At 66.0% G+C, this 14,871-nt stretch carries 15 protein-coding genes; 3 read left to right on the plus strand and 12 right to left on the minus strand.

From position 1 onward, the window contains the following. The 8 genes from AC0IX4_RS06870 to AC0IX4_RS06905 form a co-directional block, all read right to left on the minus strand. Positions 1-981, minus strand: coding sequence for an MlaD family protein (locus AC0IX4_RS06870; protein WP_042575001.1), 981 nt, complete (start codon positions 979-981; stop codon positions 1-3). Then, a complete protein-coding gene (locus tag AC0IX4_RS06875) occupies positions 978-2,006 on the minus strand; it encodes an MlaD family protein (RefSeq protein ID WP_231568696.1) in 1,029 nt (342 codons plus the stop codon). Before AC0IX4_RS06875 ends, AC0IX4_RS06870 begins: the two co-directional genes overlap by 4 nt. Further along, a complete protein-coding gene (locus AC0IX4_RS06880; RefSeq protein ID WP_056073938.1) occupies positions 2,003-3,049 on the minus strand; it encodes an MlaD family protein in 1,047 nt (348 codons plus the stop codon). The genes AC0IX4_RS06875 and AC0IX4_RS06880 overlap by 4 nt, the downstream gene beginning before the upstream one ends. A 9-nt stretch (positions 3,050-3,058) precedes the next feature. Beyond that, positions 3,059-3,928, minus strand: coding sequence for an MlaE family ABC transporter permease (locus AC0IX4_RS06885; protein ID WP_042574946.1), 870 nt, complete (start codon positions 3,926-3,928; stop codon positions 3,059-3,061). A gap of 4 nt (positions 3,929-3,932) precedes the next feature. After that, positions 3,933-4,736, minus strand: coding sequence for an MlaE family ABC transporter permease (locus tag AC0IX4_RS06890; RefSeq protein WP_042574947.1), 804 nt, complete (start codon positions 4,734-4,736; stop codon positions 3,933-3,935). A 174-nt stretch (positions 4,737-4,910) separates the two neighbouring features. Beyond that, a complete protein-coding gene (locus AC0IX4_RS06895) occupies positions 4,911-5,795 on the minus strand; it encodes a 3-hydroxybutyryl-CoA dehydrogenase (protein ID WP_471828494.1) in 885 nt (294 codons plus the stop codon). A gap of 160 nt (positions 5,796-5,955) precedes the next feature. Continuing rightward, a complete protein-coding gene (gene aceA, locus AC0IX4_RS06900) occupies positions 5,956-7,245 on the minus strand; it encodes an isocitrate lyase (protein ID WP_042574949.1) in 1,290 nt (429 codons plus the stop codon). Between the two features lie 350 nt (positions 7,246-7,595). After that, entirely contained in the window at positions 7,596-7,958 is a 363-nt protein-coding gene (locus tag AC0IX4_RS06905) for an SPW repeat domain-containing protein (protein WP_471828495.1), read from the minus strand. 178 nt (positions 7,959-8,136) lie between these two features. On the opposite strand from AC0IX4_RS06905, the gene ramB reads away from it, so the two are divergent. Both ramB and AC0IX4_RS06915 read left to right on the plus strand, forming a co-directional pair. Next, positions 8,137-9,579 carry an acetate metabolism transcriptional regulator RamB gene (gene ramB / locus AC0IX4_RS06910; RefSeq protein WP_042574951.1) on the plus strand — a complete coding sequence of 481 codons (1,443 nt, stop codon included), beginning with the start codon at positions 8,137-8,139 and terminating at the stop codon, positions 9,577-9,579. Positions 9,580-9,590: 11 nt separating this feature from the next. After that, positions 9,591-10,127 carry a carboxymuconolactone decarboxylase family protein gene (locus AC0IX4_RS06915; protein WP_042574952.1) on the plus strand — a complete coding sequence of 179 codons (537 nt, stop codon included), beginning with the start codon at positions 9,591-9,593 and terminating at the stop codon, positions 10,125-10,127. A gap of 64 nt (positions 10,128-10,191) precedes the next feature. Here AC0IX4_RS06915 and lpdA read toward each other — a convergent pair whose 3' ends face one another. After that, positions 10,192-11,595, minus strand: coding sequence for a dihydrolipoyl dehydrogenase (gene lpdA, locus AC0IX4_RS06920; RefSeq protein ID WP_042574953.1), 1,404 nt, complete (start codon positions 11,593-11,595; stop codon positions 10,192-10,194). A 129-nt stretch (positions 11,596-11,724) separates the two neighbouring features. Further along, the gene (locus AC0IX4_RS06925; RefSeq protein WP_471828497.1) at positions 11,725-12,573 is read right to left on the minus strand and encodes an aldo/keto reductase; all 849 of its coding nucleotides are present in this window, start codon (positions 12,571-12,573) and stop codon (positions 11,725-11,727) included. A gap of 167 nt (positions 12,574-12,740) precedes the next feature. Between AC0IX4_RS06925 and AC0IX4_RS06930 the strand changes: the two genes are divergently transcribed. Then, entirely contained in the window at positions 12,741-13,160 is a 420-nt protein-coding gene (locus tag AC0IX4_RS06930; RefSeq protein ID WP_471828498.1) for a nitroreductase/quinone reductase family protein, read from the plus strand. Positions 13,161-13,170: 10 nt separating this feature from the next. On the opposite strand, the gene AC0IX4_RS06935 is transcribed toward AC0IX4_RS06930, so the two are convergent. Together AC0IX4_RS06935 and AC0IX4_RS06940 are read right to left on the minus strand one after the other, a co-directional pair. After that, positions 13,171-14,130: a dipeptidase gene (locus AC0IX4_RS06935; RefSeq protein ID WP_471828499.1), complete on the minus strand. Its 960-nt coding sequence runs from the start codon at positions 14,128-14,130 to the stop codon at positions 13,171-13,173. Positions 14,131-14,163: 33 nt separating this feature from the next. Then, positions 14,164-14,829 (minus strand): glycosyltransferase family protein, encoded by a 666-nt coding sequence (locus tag AC0IX4_RS06940; RefSeq protein ID WP_471828500.1) that lies wholly within the window; start codon positions 14,827-14,829, stop codon positions 14,164-14,166. Positions 14,830-14,871: the final 42 nt, after the last annotated feature.

Below are 14,871 nucleotides of genomic sequence, written 5' to 3' on the forward strand. Positions count from 1 at the left end.
TCAGCACACCTTTCCGGGTATCGGGACGCACAGGGTGGTGCCGGTGACGACACCGGCGCTCCGGTCGATGACGGGTCCGGCACCGGTGTCGAGCAGGCCTGCCATGGAGTCGGAGAACTCGCGGCCTGCGGAGATCGCCTCGTCGATGGATCCGGTGCGTGCCTTCAGCGTCGCCACGAGGTTCTCGATCTCGTCGATGGTCGGACCGATACCTTCGTCGAGCGCGACGATCGGTCGGTGCAGCAGATCGAACAGCCGGTAGAGCTTGTCGGCGGCCGCGGCCACGTCGGCCCGCTTGGCGCCGAGCTTGGAGGTGATGATGCCGATCTGCTTCAGCAGGCCCAGGAGGATCTCGCGATCCGTCGCGAGCTCTCCGATGTACTCGTCGGCCACGTCCAGGCTGCGGTCCAGGTCGTCCTGCCGGTCGGCGATGGCTCCGGTCATGGAGGTCAAGGACGTGGTGATGTTCCGGATGGAATCGGGCTGCGCCTGCACGGAGCGGTCGATCTCGGCGATCGTCTGCCGAAGAGACTTTCCGTCCAGGTCACGCAGGATGGGCGTCGCGGCCTCGACCGTGTCCGACAGCGTGAACGGCACCTTGGTGTGCTCGATCGGGACACGGTTGTCGGGCAGTTCTCCGGTGCCGCCGGGCACCAGAGCGAAGTAGTGGCCACCGATCGGCGTCAGCAACCGCACCCCGAGGGATGTCGCGTCACCGAGCGCGATGTCCTCCCGGACCTCGAAGGTCATGTCGACGTGATCGCCGGCGAGTTGCATCCCCGTCACCGATCCCACCGAGATTCCCGCGATCCGGACGTCGTCGCCGGCGTGTGCTCCGCCGGTCGTCTCGAATGCTGCTGTGTACGTCCGGTTTCCGAGCGGAAGAACGTAGACGACGACCGCAGCGACCACGGCGACGACCAGTGCTAGCGCCCCCACGATTCCCCAGACGGTCTGGCTTCCGGCACGCACGGAACTCATCGACACACCACCAGTCGCTGGGTGCCGAGAACGACGGACCCGATACCGGGAATGTCGGCGTCTCCGGCGGAACAGGACGAGACCTGGCCCTCGGGAGCGTTCTGCACCGTCGTGTCCACGCCGCGCAGCAGGCTCGGCACCATCGCGAGCAGATCCACCAATTGCTGGGCGCCGGGAACGACGCGGTGGAATGCCGCGTCCACCGGGCCGTATTCGGAGTCGTACGTGTCGCGCAATTGCTCGCCGATCGAGATGAAGGGACCCTGGCCGTTGTTGATGTCGTCCACGGCGTCGAGCAAGGTGTCGGCTCGATCACCGAACGTGGACACGACGCGGTCCAGTTCCGCGAACAGTCGCCCGAGCTGTTCCGACCGCTCGGCCACGACGCCGGAGATCGCTCCCAGGTTGCGGATGAGCATCACGATGAGGTCTTCGCGCTGCTGCGCGTAGCTGGTCAAGCCGTCGAGATCCCGCAGGACCGGACCGAGACCGGAGCCGTCGCCCTGCACGAGGTCGAGGACGTTCTGGGCGAAGCGGTTCACCTGCTCGGTGTCGACGGTCTCGAAGATCGGCTGGAACCCGTCGAACAGTGTGGTGATATCGAACGACGGCACCGTCATGTCGTCGGCCATGGACGCCCCGGACTCGAGGTCCGACCCGGAGTCGTCCGTGCGGATCAGCTCGAGGTACCGCTGACCCAGCAGGTTCTGGTATCGCACAGCAGCTTTGGTCGTCGTCCGCACCGGTCGATCCGCGTCGACGTCGAACGTCACCCTGGCGCGTGTCCCGTCGAGCTCGATTCCGGTGACGGTCCCCACCAGCACGCCCGACAGGCGCACGTCGTCGCCCTCGTACAGGCCGGAGACGTCGTCGAACCGAGCGTCGAACGTCGAACGGTCCCCGCTGACTCCGCTGCGGAGTGCGCCGCCGATCAGCACGAGACACAGGATCGCCACGACGGCGAACGCGCCGAGCTTGAGCAGCGTTCCCACCGGTGTGCCCACGGTCGATGCCCCGCGACTCACAGTCCACCTCCGACGCTGTTCGCGAACGCCTCGACGGGCCCCGCCAGGGTCGGCATGTTCGTGACGATCACCTGCAGTTGGAGCTGTGTCCGGCCGTCCACGGTCGGGAAGGCGTCCTCCACCCCCGCGATTGCGTCGGGCACTCGCTGGTAGGAGGGTGCGAGCGTGCCTGCCGAGAGAGCGACGGGCAGGAGGATGTCGAGCACCGTGTCGAGAAGGGGCTTCAGATAAGGGTTGTTGTCCCGCAACAGATCTCCCAGGGGGATGGACAGACCGGTGCCGAGACCCTGCATCGCTTTCACGGCTCGGTCCCTGTTCTCCGGTGTCTCGAAGTACTCGCTGCTGGTCACCACTTTGTCGACGACGTCGGTCACGGGGCCGATGGACGCTCCCAGGCCGTCGGCGAGCACGGCGCCTCGCTGCAGTTTCCAGCCGAGGGGTGCGCGCTGGGTCTCGGCCATCATCTGCGCCGTGTCGAAGAAGGGTTTCAAACTGTCCCCGAACTCGCTGGACACCCGAGACATCAGGTCCAGGACTCGGTTGGTGTTGTCCGCGTCCAGAACGTCGGTGAGGCTCGCGAGTCTGCGGAACACGCCTGTCACCGTCGCGGTTTCGGTGTCGTCGCCGAGTGAGAGAACGGTGTCCTCTCGCAAGGGTGCGCCTGCACCTTCCGAGTACAGCTCGATGACGGTGGCCCCGAACACCGTCGCGGACGAGAAGCGCGCGGTGACGTCGTCGGTCAGGACCGAGGCCACGACGGGTTCGATGTGCGCATGCACCCGCTGGGAGCCGAACCCGAGCGGCTCGATGTCGTCGACGCGGCCGACGGGAAGTCCGCGGTACTTGATGTCCGATCCGACGGCGAGCCCGTCACCGACCGCGGTGCTGTCGATGGTGAGGTCGAACCGCGACTCGAAATCGCCTGTCGCGTACTTCGTCAGGACGACTCCGAGGACGACGAGAACGACGGCGACGACGAGCCCGCGGACGCGCAGTGCGCTCGGGCCCGCGGACCGGCGGGAGAGGTCGTCGAAAACTGCCATGCCGCGCCCCTACCCCGAGATCCTGATGCCGACGTCGACGCCCCAGATGACCACGGTGAGGATCATGTCGAGGACGACGATGACGATGAGTGACGCGCGGATCGCCCGGCCGGACGCACGGCCGACGCCCTCGGGTCCACCGGTGGCGTAATAGCCCTGGTAGCCGTGGATCATGATGACGGCGCCGACGAAGATGGTGGCCTTGAGCAGCGAGTACAGCAGATCGGACGGTTGCAGAAACGCCGAGAAGTAGTGGTCGTAGGTTCCCGACGACTGGTCTCCGAACGCCGCGACGATGATCGCGCAGGAGATGTAGCTCAGGATCAGCGTCAGCAGGTACAGCGGAATGATCGTCAGGACGCCGGCGATGACGCGCGTGGTGACGACGAAGGGAATCGACCGGATCCCGACGACCTCGAGTGCGTCGATCTCCTCGGAGATGCGCATCGCGCCGATCTCGGCGGTCATGCGGCATCCGGCCTGACTGGCGAATCCGATGGCGGCGATCATCGGGGCGAGCTCGCGGGTGCTGGCGTACGCGGAGATGAATCCCGTCAGCGGACCCATACCCACGAGGTTCAGTGCGTTGTAACCCTCGATACCGATGGACGAACCGACTGCGACGCCGAGGATGACCAGCACCGAGACGGTGCCGCCGCCCACGACGAGATTGCCGCTGCCCCAGGTGATGTCGGTGAGGACGATCATCGTCTGGCGGCGGTAGGAGCGCAGTGTGTGCGGGATCGCGACGAGCACCTGCCACACGAAGGTGAGCTGGTGGCCCAGGTGCTCGACCATGCCCATCGGCACGCGGGCTATGCGCTTGCCACCGCGGATGAACGGGGCGGTGCCGGGCGGGGAATAGCGCGAGACGGTCATCCGGTCACCCCAGCCGCTGTGGAAGGAACATCGACACCAGCTGTGTGGCGAGCACGTTGACGATGAACGCCGACAGCACTCCGACGACGACGGATGCGTTGACGGCATTGGCCACTCCGCGCGGTCCGGACGTGGCTTCGAATCCGCGTTGGCAGGCGACCAGGACGACGATGATGCCGAAGATCTCGGCCTTGGCCAGCGCCACGACGAGGTCGGTGGTGGAGGCGAACGACGCGAACGAGGACAGGTAGCTGCCCGGTGTCCCGCCCTGGAACCCGACGTTGACCACGTATCCGGAGACCAGACCCATGAAGATGACGAGCGAGCAGAGAAGCGGTGCGACGAGGAGCATCGCGGCGAGCCTGGGGGCCGCCAACCGGCGGACCGGGTCGATACCCATGACGCGCATCGCGTCGATCTCCTCGCGCACCGTGCGTGCGCCGAGATCGGCCGCGATGGCGGAACCTGCTGCGCCACCGAGCAACAGCGCGGTCACGATAGGTGCGCCCTGTCGGATGACGCCGAGCCCGCCTGCGGCCCCGGCGATGGATGTGGCGCCGATCTGCGACGTCAGGCTGCCGACCTGGACGGAGACGATGACGCCGAACGGAACGGACACCAGGATCGCGGGAAGAACCGTCACCGTGACCATGAACCATGCCTGGTCGAGGAATTCGCGCCAGACGAAACGCAGTCCGATCAGGTCACGGACGAGGAAGCCGAAGGTGGCGACGGTCAGATCGGCGAAGCGGCCGAGAGTCCGCGTTCCCGTCGTGAACCGGGAGATGAAGGGCGTACCGAGTGCGATGTCACGTCCCCTGTCCGTCTCGTGTCCACAGCGGCGCAGATGAGCGCCGCGGTGAAAACTAACGCGTCGGAACGGGATTTCGGTCGGTTTCTCGGCAGTTCAGTGACCCCTGACAACGACGGCCCGGATCGCGTGGAGTTGTTCCACCGGTCCGGGCCGTCGAGCGAACAGGCGCTATTTGGCGATTCGTCCGTTCACGTACTCGTAGAAACCGGCGCTCGTCTTCTTGCCCAGCAGCCCCGCTTCGATCATGCGCAGCAGCAACGGCGGCGGAGCGAACAGCGGCTCCTTGTACTCGGCGTACATCGAGTCGGCGATGGACGCCACCGTGTCGAGCCCGATGAGGTCGGACAGTGCCAGCGGACCCATCGGGTGCGCGAGTCCCAGCACGGTCGCCTTGTCGATGTCCTCGGTGGTGGCGAAACCCGACTCGACCATGCGGATCGCCGACAGCAGGTACGGCACGAGCAGCGCGTTGACGACGAAGCCGGACCTGTCCGCGGCGCGGACCACCTGCTTGCCCAGCACGTCCGCGGCGAATCGTTCCGCGCGTTGCACGACGGCGTCCGACGTCTTGAGCGAGGAGATGAGCTCGACCAGCGGAAGTACCGGCACCGGGTTGAAGAAGTGCATGCCGATGACGCGTTCGGGCCGCGTCGTCGCGACGCCGAGCCTCATGATCGGGATGGACGACGTGTTGGACGCGAGCACAGCCTCGGGGTCGGTGACCACTTTGTCCAGTTCGACGAACAGTGCCGTCTTGATCGCCTCGTCCTCGAGTACGGCCTCGACGACGATCTCGCGGTCGGCGAAGTCGGCGAGGTCTGCCGTGAAGGACAACCGGGCAGCGGCCTGGTCGCGCTCACGTTCGGTGATCTTGCCGCTGCTCACGCCGCGGTCGAGCGACTTCGTGATCCGGGCCTTGCCGGCAGCAGCGAGTTCGCTGGTCTTCTCGTACACCAGCACGTCGACGTGAGCGCGGGCGCACACCTCGGCGATACCGGCGCCCATCTGTCCGGCGCCGACGATCCCGACGCGCTCGATCTTGTCCACGGCCACGAAAACTCCTTCGAAATGGGACTCCCTGCGCGACAACGCGAAAGGGTGAGACGGGGGTAACTCTGCTCGGGCACGGGCGAAGCCCGCAGATACGAGACAGGCGGCCCGCAACGAAAGCTGCGAGCCGCCTGACTAGTGCGCAGAAAGCGCCGAGTGGGGGTTAATGAAACTGGCCCTCTTCGGTCGAGCCCTTCAGGGCTGCGGTCGACGTGTTGGGGTCGACGGTGGTGGCGATGCGGTCGAAGTAGCCGGCGCCGACCTCACGCTGGTGCTTGATCGCGGTGAAGCCGCGCTCCTCGGCTGCCTTGAACTCGCGCTCCTGCAGGTCGACGAACGCGGTCATGCCCTCGCGGGCGTAGCCGTGCGCCAGGTCGAACATGCCGTAGTTGAGCGAGTGGAAGCCGGCGAGGGTGATGAACTGGAACTTGAAGCCCATCGCGCCGAGCTCCTTCTGGAACTTCGCGATGGTCGCGTCGTCCAGGTGCGCCTTCCAGTTGAAGGAGGGCGAGCAGTTGTAGGCGAGCAGCTGGTCGGGGAACTCGCTGCGGACCGACTCGGAGAACTTCTTGGCGACCTCGAGATCCGGCACGCCGGTCTCCATCCAGATGAGGTCGGCGTACGGCGCGTAGGCCTTGGCGCGGGCGATGCAGGGCTCGATGCCGTTCTTGACACCGAAGAAGCCCTCGGCGGTGCGGGTTCCGTCGAGGAACTCACGGTCGCGCTCGTCCACGTCGGAGGTGATCAGCGTGGCGGCCTCGGCGTCGGTGCGGGCGATGATGACCGACGGGACGTCGGCGACATCGGACGCGAGACGCGCGGAGGTCAGGGTGCGGATGTGCTGCTGGGTGGGGATGAGCACCTTGCCACCGAGGTGGCCGCACTTCTTCTCCGACGCGAGCTGGTCTTCCCAGTGCACACCGGCGGCGCCGGCCACGATCATGGCCTTCTGCAGCTCGTAGGCGTTCAGGGCGCCACCGAAGCCCGCCTCGGCGTCGGCGACGACGGGAGCGAGCCAGTTCTTGACCGAGGTGTCGCCCTCGATCTTGGCGATCTCGTCGGCGCGCAGCAGTGCGTTGTTGATGCGGCGCACGACCGACGGAACCGAGTTGGCCGGGTAGAGGCTCTGGTCCGGGTAGGTGTGGCCGGACAGGTTCGCGTCACCGGCGACCTGCCATCCGGAGAGGTAGATCGCCTGGAGGCCGGCGCGGATCTGCTGCACGGCCTGGTTGCCGGTGAGGGCACCGAGCGAGTTGATGTAGTCCTCGTTGTTGACGAGATCCCAGAGGATCTCCGAGCCGCGACGAGCGAGGGTGGCTTCCTCGACGACAGTGCCCTGCAGGTCGGAAACCTGCTGTGCCGTGAAGTTACGAGTGACGCCCTTCCAGCGGGGATTGGTGTCCCAATCCTTCTGGATCTCTTCCGTGGTCTTCGGGGTGCCGGTGGTCGACATCGAAAAGCTCCGTCTCTGTTGCGTCTGCGTCGGCAGCTTGCTCGTGCTTCGCAGGCTTGCCAGGCATATCGGATGTACAAACACACGATGGCACAGAGAAAAAGTGGTGTCTACCTGCTGAGACTGTAAATCTCCGCTAAGCAGTACGCGCGTTCTGCGAATCTTGCGAAGATCGCCGGGGGGTCCGCGGCGTCTCCGTACCCGTCAGTAACCTGATAACCGCAGTTGGGGAACGAAATGCACGCAATGGCGGCCGCCGACGAGAGCGCTTGTCGAATCGCCCTCCGTCGGCATCATCCATGCCGGCCTGTGACCACCGTCACCGTACGTTCGTACTGTTTTCTCGCGCATCACACCGTCACGGCGACCCGACGACGCTCGGTCAGCACTCCCAGAACACCCATCGCCGCGATCACGACGCCGCCGACGAGCGCGTAGTAGTCGGCCGCACTGGCGCCGGCGGGGAATGCCAGCACGACGGGTGACGTCGCCAGCACGACGCCCAGCACGACGTGGGCCCAGTGACTCGAGCGCGATGCGCTGCCCATGGCCCACAGCGCCGAGAACGCCGACAGCAGTCCCAGCACGAGGATGGCACCGGTCACCTCGCTGCGGTGGGGCACGGGGAGCCAGAGCGTCGACAACACCAGAACGGTTCCTGCCACCAGAACCACCGCGTCGCGGGCAATTTCCTGTCGTACCGAGTCGGCCATGTCGCTTCTCCTCACATTCGTCTCTCACGTGTACTGCGTATCCGCCCCCTGCAACGCCTAGTGTGCGCCCGTCTTCCCCAGGGCGCCCGCATGTGACAGACCAGACCGAAAACCCGTCCTACCTGCAACGATATGGTCAAGACGCGGTAATGGCGGACGGCGCTCCTAGACTGGGACCATGGCACGGACCTACGTCGGCAGCAGGCTCCGCCAGCTGCGAGTCGAGCGAGGACTGAGCCAGGCGGCGCTCGCACGACAGCTCGACATCTCCGCGAGTTACCTCAACCAGATCGAGCACGACGTCCGGCCGCTGTCCTCTGCAGTGTTGACCCGCATCACCGCCGTGTTCGGCGTCGACACCACGTTCTTCTCCACCCAGGACGACACCCGCCTCGTCGCCGAGCTGCGCGAGGTGACACTCGATCAGGACATCGGGGTCGACGCCGACGTCGACGAGCTCGCCGACATGGTCGCCTCGCACCCCGCGCTGGCCCGCGCCATGGTCAACATGCATCGGCGCTACCGCAACACGACGGCTCAGTTGGCGGCCGCGACCGAGGACCGGTTCTCCGACGGCAGCGGAAGCGCGGCGATCTCCAAGCCGCACGAGGAAGTCCGGGACTACTTCTACCAACGGCAGAACTACCTCGACGATCTCGACCGGGCCGCCGAGGACCTGACCAACCGCCTCCGCTTCCACCGCGCGGACGTCGCCGCCGAAGTGGCCAAACGACTGCGCAACCTCTACGACGTCCAGGTGATCGAACGCATCGACCTCGGCGAGAACGTCCTCCACCGTTTCGACGCGAAGACTCGGGTCCTGGAGATCTCACCGCATCTGTCCGCCGGGCAGAAGGTGTTCCGTTTCGCCGCGGAACTGGCGTACCTGGAGAACGGCGACCTGATCCGCAGCATGGTCGCCGAGGGCGGCTTCACCGGTGACGAATCCCGCGCGTTGGCCCGCCTGGGATTCGCCAACTACTTCGCGGCGGCCACCGTCCTGCCGTACACCAGGTTCCACGAGGTGGCCGAGGACTTCCGGTACGACATCGAGCGTTTGTCGGCCTACTACTCGGTGAGCTACGAGACCATCTGCCACCGCCTGTCGACGCTCCAACGGCCGTCGCTACGCGGTGTGCCGTTCTCGTTCGTGCGCGTCGATCGGGCGGGCAACATGTCGAAACGTCAGTCCGCCACAGGATTCCACTTCTCCTCCAGCGGAGGCACCTGCCCGCTGTGGAACGTGTACGAGACATTCGCGTACCCCGGCAAGATCATGACGCAGATCGCCGAGATGCCCGACGGGCGGCGTTACCTGTGGATCGCCCGCACCGTCGAACGGCGAGCGGCGCGCTACGGAGAGCCGGGCAAGACGTTCGCGATCGGATTGGGATGCGAAGTGCGGCACGGACATCGGCTGGTCTACGCCGACGGTCTCGAGCTGGACGGCCCGAACGTCGCCACCCCGATCGGCGCCGGATGCCGGGTGTGCGAGCGCGCGAACTGTCCGCAACGCGCCTTCCCTCCCCTGGGCAAGGAACTCGACATCGACGAGCATCGCAGCTCGGTGTCTCCGTACCTCATCAGAGGAAGCGCGGCGACCGACACCCGCGTCGACTAGCGTCAGGCATCGTGACTTCTCCCCGCATCGCACCCGGCCGGACCATCCGCGAACTGGGCCCGGTCAATTGGGTCGTCTGCCGCATCGTCGCAAAGCTGGGAGGGGTCGAGGAAGGCCACCTCTTCACCACGATGGGACGGACCGGTGGCCTGTTCCGGGGCTGGCTGTTCTACAGCTCGAAGTTGATGCCCGGTGGACGCATCTCCCGCAAGGACACCGAGACGATCATCCTGCGGGTCGCGCACCTGCGTGAGTGCGGATACGAACTGGACCACCACATCCGGTTGGGGAAGCGCGCCGGCGTCGACGACGAGTTGCGCGAGCGCATCTTCGCCGGTCCCGACGCTGCCGGTCTCGACGCGCGCCAACGCGTGTTCCTGGCCGCGGCCGACGAGATGGTGTCCACGAAGACGATCTCGGACGATTCCTGGGCGGCGCTGGCCCGCGTGTTCGACGACAAGCAACTCGTCGAGTTCGTGCTGCTGGTCACCCAGTACGACGGCCTGGCGTCGACCATCGGAACGCTCCGCATCGAGCGCGACTACTAGGGTCCCACTCGATAGACGAACACCCCGGCCGCCAGGAGCGACCGGGGTGTTTCTCGTCGGACGATCAGAAATTGATCATGTGGCCCGCGAGGCCGTGGATGGCCTCCTGCAGAGCCTCGCTGAGCGTCGGGTGCGTGTGCACGTTCCGCGCGAGCTCGGTAGCTGTCAGGTCCCACTTCTGCGCGAGCGTCAGCTCCGGGAGGAGCTCCGAGACGTCAGGTCCGATGAGGTGCCCGCCGAGCAGCTCGCCGTGCTTCGTGTCGGCGATGAGCTTGACGAAGCCGGTGGGGTCACCGAGTCCGTGCGCCTTGCCGTTCGCCGTCATGGGGAACGTGGCGACCTTGATGTCGTGGCCGGCATCCTTGGCCTGCTTCTCGGTCAGACCGAAGCTGGCGACCTGCGGCTGGCAGAACGTCGCGCGCGGCATGAAGCGGTAGTCGTCGATGGGAAGCGTCTCGGCTCCACCGATGGTCTCCGCGGCCACGACTCCCTGAGCCTCCGCGACGTGCGCGAGCTGCAGCTTCGCGGTGACGTCGCCGATCGCGTAGATGTGCGGGACGTTGGTGCGCATGACCGAGTCGATCGCGATGGCGCCGCGGTCGGTGACCTCGACGCCCGTCTTGTCGAGCCCGAAGCCGTCGACGCGAGGAGCGAAGCCGACGGACTGCATCACCTTGTCGACGGTGACCGTCTCGGTCTCGCCGCTCTTGTTGTTCTTGATCGCGACGGTGACCTTGCTGCCGTCGTCGTCGATGCTCTGCACCGCGGCGCCCGTCATGATCTTCACGCCGAGCTTCTTGTACTGCTTGGCGATCTCCTTGGAGACGTCCTCGTCCTCGTTGGGGAGCGCGCGATCGAGGAACTCGACGATGGTGACGTCGACACCGTAGTTCTTGAGCACGTAGCCGAACTCCATGCCGATGGCGCCCGCGCCGACGATGAGGATGGAGCCCGGGAGCTCCTTCGTCATGATCTGCTCTTCGTACGTCACGACGTTCTCGCTCAGCGACGTGCCCGGCAGCAGCTTGGTGGTGCTGCCGGTGGAGATGATCGCGTTGTCGAAGGTGACGGTCTCGCTGCCACCCTTCGTCAGCTCCACCTCGATGGTGTTGGCGTCGGTGAACGACCCCTTGCCGTCGAGCTGGTCGATCTTGTTCTTCTTCATCAGGAAGTGGATGCCCTTGACGCGACCGTCCGCGACCTTGCGGCTGCGATCGTAGGCAGCGCCGAAGTCGAACGACACGTCACCGGAGATGCCGAACTGCTTGGCTTCCTTGGTGAACAGGTGCGCCAGTTCGGCGTTGCGCAGCAGAGCCTTGGACGGGATGCAGCCCACGTTGAGGCAGACACCGCCCCAGTACTTCTGCTCGATGATGGCGGTTTTCAGGCCCAGTTGCGCCGCGCGGATGGCTGCGACGTACCCACCGGGTCCGGCTCCGAGTACAACGACGTCATAGTGTGAGGTCACGGTTGTCCACCTTAGTCCCGTCGGACCCGCCACATGCCGAAAGGTCCGGTTACCCACCGGTAGCCGGCCGGCCTCCGGCCTTCACGCAGGGTAACCGGACCTTTCGTGTCTTTATTTCAGCGGCTCCAGTCAGTCGGGGATCATGTCGAAGGTGTCGGGGTTCGGGCCGGTGCGGCCGTCCTCGCCCTTGTCCAGCGCCGAGATGTCCGCGATCTGACGGTCGTCGAGTTCGAAGTCGAAGATGTCGAAGTTCGCTTCGACGCGTTCCCGCGTGACCGACTTCGGGAAGATGATGTCGCCGCGCTGGATGTGCCAACGCAGGGTGACCTGCGCGGTGGTCTTGCCGACGTCCTGCGCGATGCGCTCGAGCTCCGGGTCTCCGAGGACCTTGCCCTGGGCGATCGGCGACCATGCCTCGGTGGCGATGCCGTTCTCGGCGCCGTAGGCCCGCACGAGGTAGTTGGAGAAGTACGGGTGCACCTCGATCTGATTGACCGACGGGACGGTGTCGGTCTCCTGAGCGAGCTTCTCGAGGTGCGGAACCTGGAAGTTGGAGACGCCGATGCTGCGCGCGCGACCGTCCTTCTTGAACTCTTCGAGAACCTTCCAGGTGGAGACGTAGTCACCGTCGTACTGCGTCGGCAGCGGCCAGTGGATCAGGAACAGGTCGATGTAGTCGGTGCCCAGCTTCTCGAGCGTCTCGTCGAACGAGCGACGAGCGTCGTCGGGGCGGTGGAAGCCGTTGTTGAGCTTGCTGGTGATCCAGATGTCGTCGCGGCTCAGGCCGGAGTCCTTGACTCCCTGCCCGGTCTCCTTCTCGTTGCCGTACATCTGCGCGGTGTCGAGATGGCGGTAGCCGACCTCGATCGCGGTACGGACAGCGTCCGCGGTCTTCTCCGGCTCGATCTGGAACACACCGAAACCGAGCTGCGGGATGGAACGGCCGTCGTTGAGGGAAATCGAAGGAACCTGTGTCATGGGGGATATCTCCTCGTCGTCGAGTTCTGGTGAAGTTGCGAGCGGACTACCCGGTCCACGAGCGGACCAAGCAACGCGCACTCTCCACAGGTGCAAGGGGGGCGAGTCGGTCGTTATTCCCCTCGTCGACTCTTCTCATTCCGACTCCCGCCGGTGATGATGGTCGGATGAGCGACTTCAACGAGCAGGTCATCTCCGAATTCCGGGACAACGCCGGCCACGTCCGCACAGCCGGATTCGGCGACAACCTCGTGGTGCTGCACTCGATCGGTGCGCGCAGCGGCGAGGTGCGACTGAACCCGCTGTTCGCCATCGCCGAGAGTGGCACCTGGCTCATCGTGGGATCGGCGGCCGGCGCGGTGAAGGACCCGGCGTGGGTGCACAACCTGCGGTCGAATCCCCGGATCGACGTCGAAGTGCCCGGCGACGGCGCCGTGCGGATCGTCACCGTCGACGTGACCGAGGTGGGCGACGACGAGTGGGAGACCCAGTGGGCGAAGTTCACCGCCGCGTCCCCCGGCTTCCTCGACTACATCGAGACTGCCGAGGGTCGACGCTTCCCGATCTTCCGCCTCACTCCAGCCTGATCGGAGAAGATCACGTCCAGACCGCGTCGGCGACGCGGCGGAAATTGCCGCCCATGACGGCTCCCACCGCAGCGTCGTCCCACCCGCGGTCGATCAGGACCGCCGAGAGAGTGTGCAGATCCTCGGGCGGAACCCACTGCAAGGCACCGTATTTCGTGTACTCCTCGGAGAACGCCTCGGGATGCAGTGCCAGCTCGGTGTTGAAGTCCTCGTGGTCGAACGAGTAGTCCGACCCCACCCCGATGTGCTCGACGCCGATCAGGTCGACTCCGTACTCGACGTGATCCGCCATGGCGCGCACGCGCGCCGCTCGGTCGTCCGGATCGTTGACCCCGAGAAAGATGCCGACACCGTTGATACCGACCACTCCGCCGGTGCCCGCGCAGGCACGCGCCTGCTCGTCCGTGATGTTGCGCGGGTGCGTCCACAGGGCCGCGAAGTTGGAGTGGCTGTAGATCATCGGCCGATCGGTGACGGACGCGATGTCCAGTCCCGTCCTCCGCGAGCAGTGCGAACCGTCGGCCGCCATGCCCGCCGCGTTCATCACACGCACCATGTCGCGGCCGTACGCGGTCAGACCGGTATCCGTCGCGTCGAGACACCCGCAGCCTGCTGCGTTGGCGTGGTTGTACGTGGGAAGCATCGAGCGCACCCCCAGCTCGACGAAGTACCGGACATTGTCCAGGTCCCCGTCGATCGGTGCGGAGTCCTCCAGATCGAATGCGAGCGCCCGCAGGCCCTTCCGACGAGCCTCGTCGATGTCCGCGACACTGCGCACGGGGAGGAATCTCCCGTCGGCGACTGCTCTGGCGGTCCACGAGGTGGCCAGTTCGGTCGCCAGAGCCTTGTCGTGCGGTGAGTAGCCGACGTTGACCGACAGGTAGGTGCCGGGCTCGTAGCGCGCGAGCTCGGTGATGTCCGTGTCGGCGTACAGCGGCAGACACGTGTGCTGTTCCCAGGTGTCCGTCACTCGGACAACAGTAGGCCTCGGGTCGGAGGTAGGTCAGGCCCGGCGGCGACGCGCCAGAGTCGCGACGGTGCCGGCCGCGGACGCGACGTCGGACAAGGTCCGCGCGGAGGACGGGAGCGTACTCACCGGCACCTCCGCGATGACCCAGCGCTGATGATGAACGGCATGGGCCGAGGCGATGAGAGCCGGCAGCACACCGTCACGAAGAACGGAGACGCCACCGATGGACCGCCAGGCATCGCCCGAGTACACCCGGAAGCTCGACGTGACGTCGTGCACGGGCAGGTCGACGACGTGTCGGATCATCAGGTTGGCAACTCGGGTCCCCACTCTGCGCGCGAGCGACGATCCGTCGCGACCGCCGGACACACTCCGCGACCCGACCACCATGCCGACGCTCCGGCGACCGGCGGCGTCGAGAAGCGCGGGTACGTCCGAGGGATCGTGCGATCCGTCCATGACGACGACGGCCTCACCGTCGACGGACAGGCCGTGGAGTGGTTCTGCATCCACGAAGGTCAGCTCCGCACCCGGCACGGCCGCGCTCACCGCCGCCGACACGTCGGCCGATCGTTGCCCGAGGTAGAGCACACGGACTCCGGAGTAGTCGCGCTCTCGGCCGTTGCCACGAGTCTCCCGCGACACTGCAGAGCGCGTCGGTACCGCGCCGACGCCGTCACTCTGGATCGACATGGTCATCATCCACTCCCTACTGATGGTCACCCCGACCGAATACCGACT

Source organism: Rhodococcus sp. AC861 (assembly GCF_979256035.1).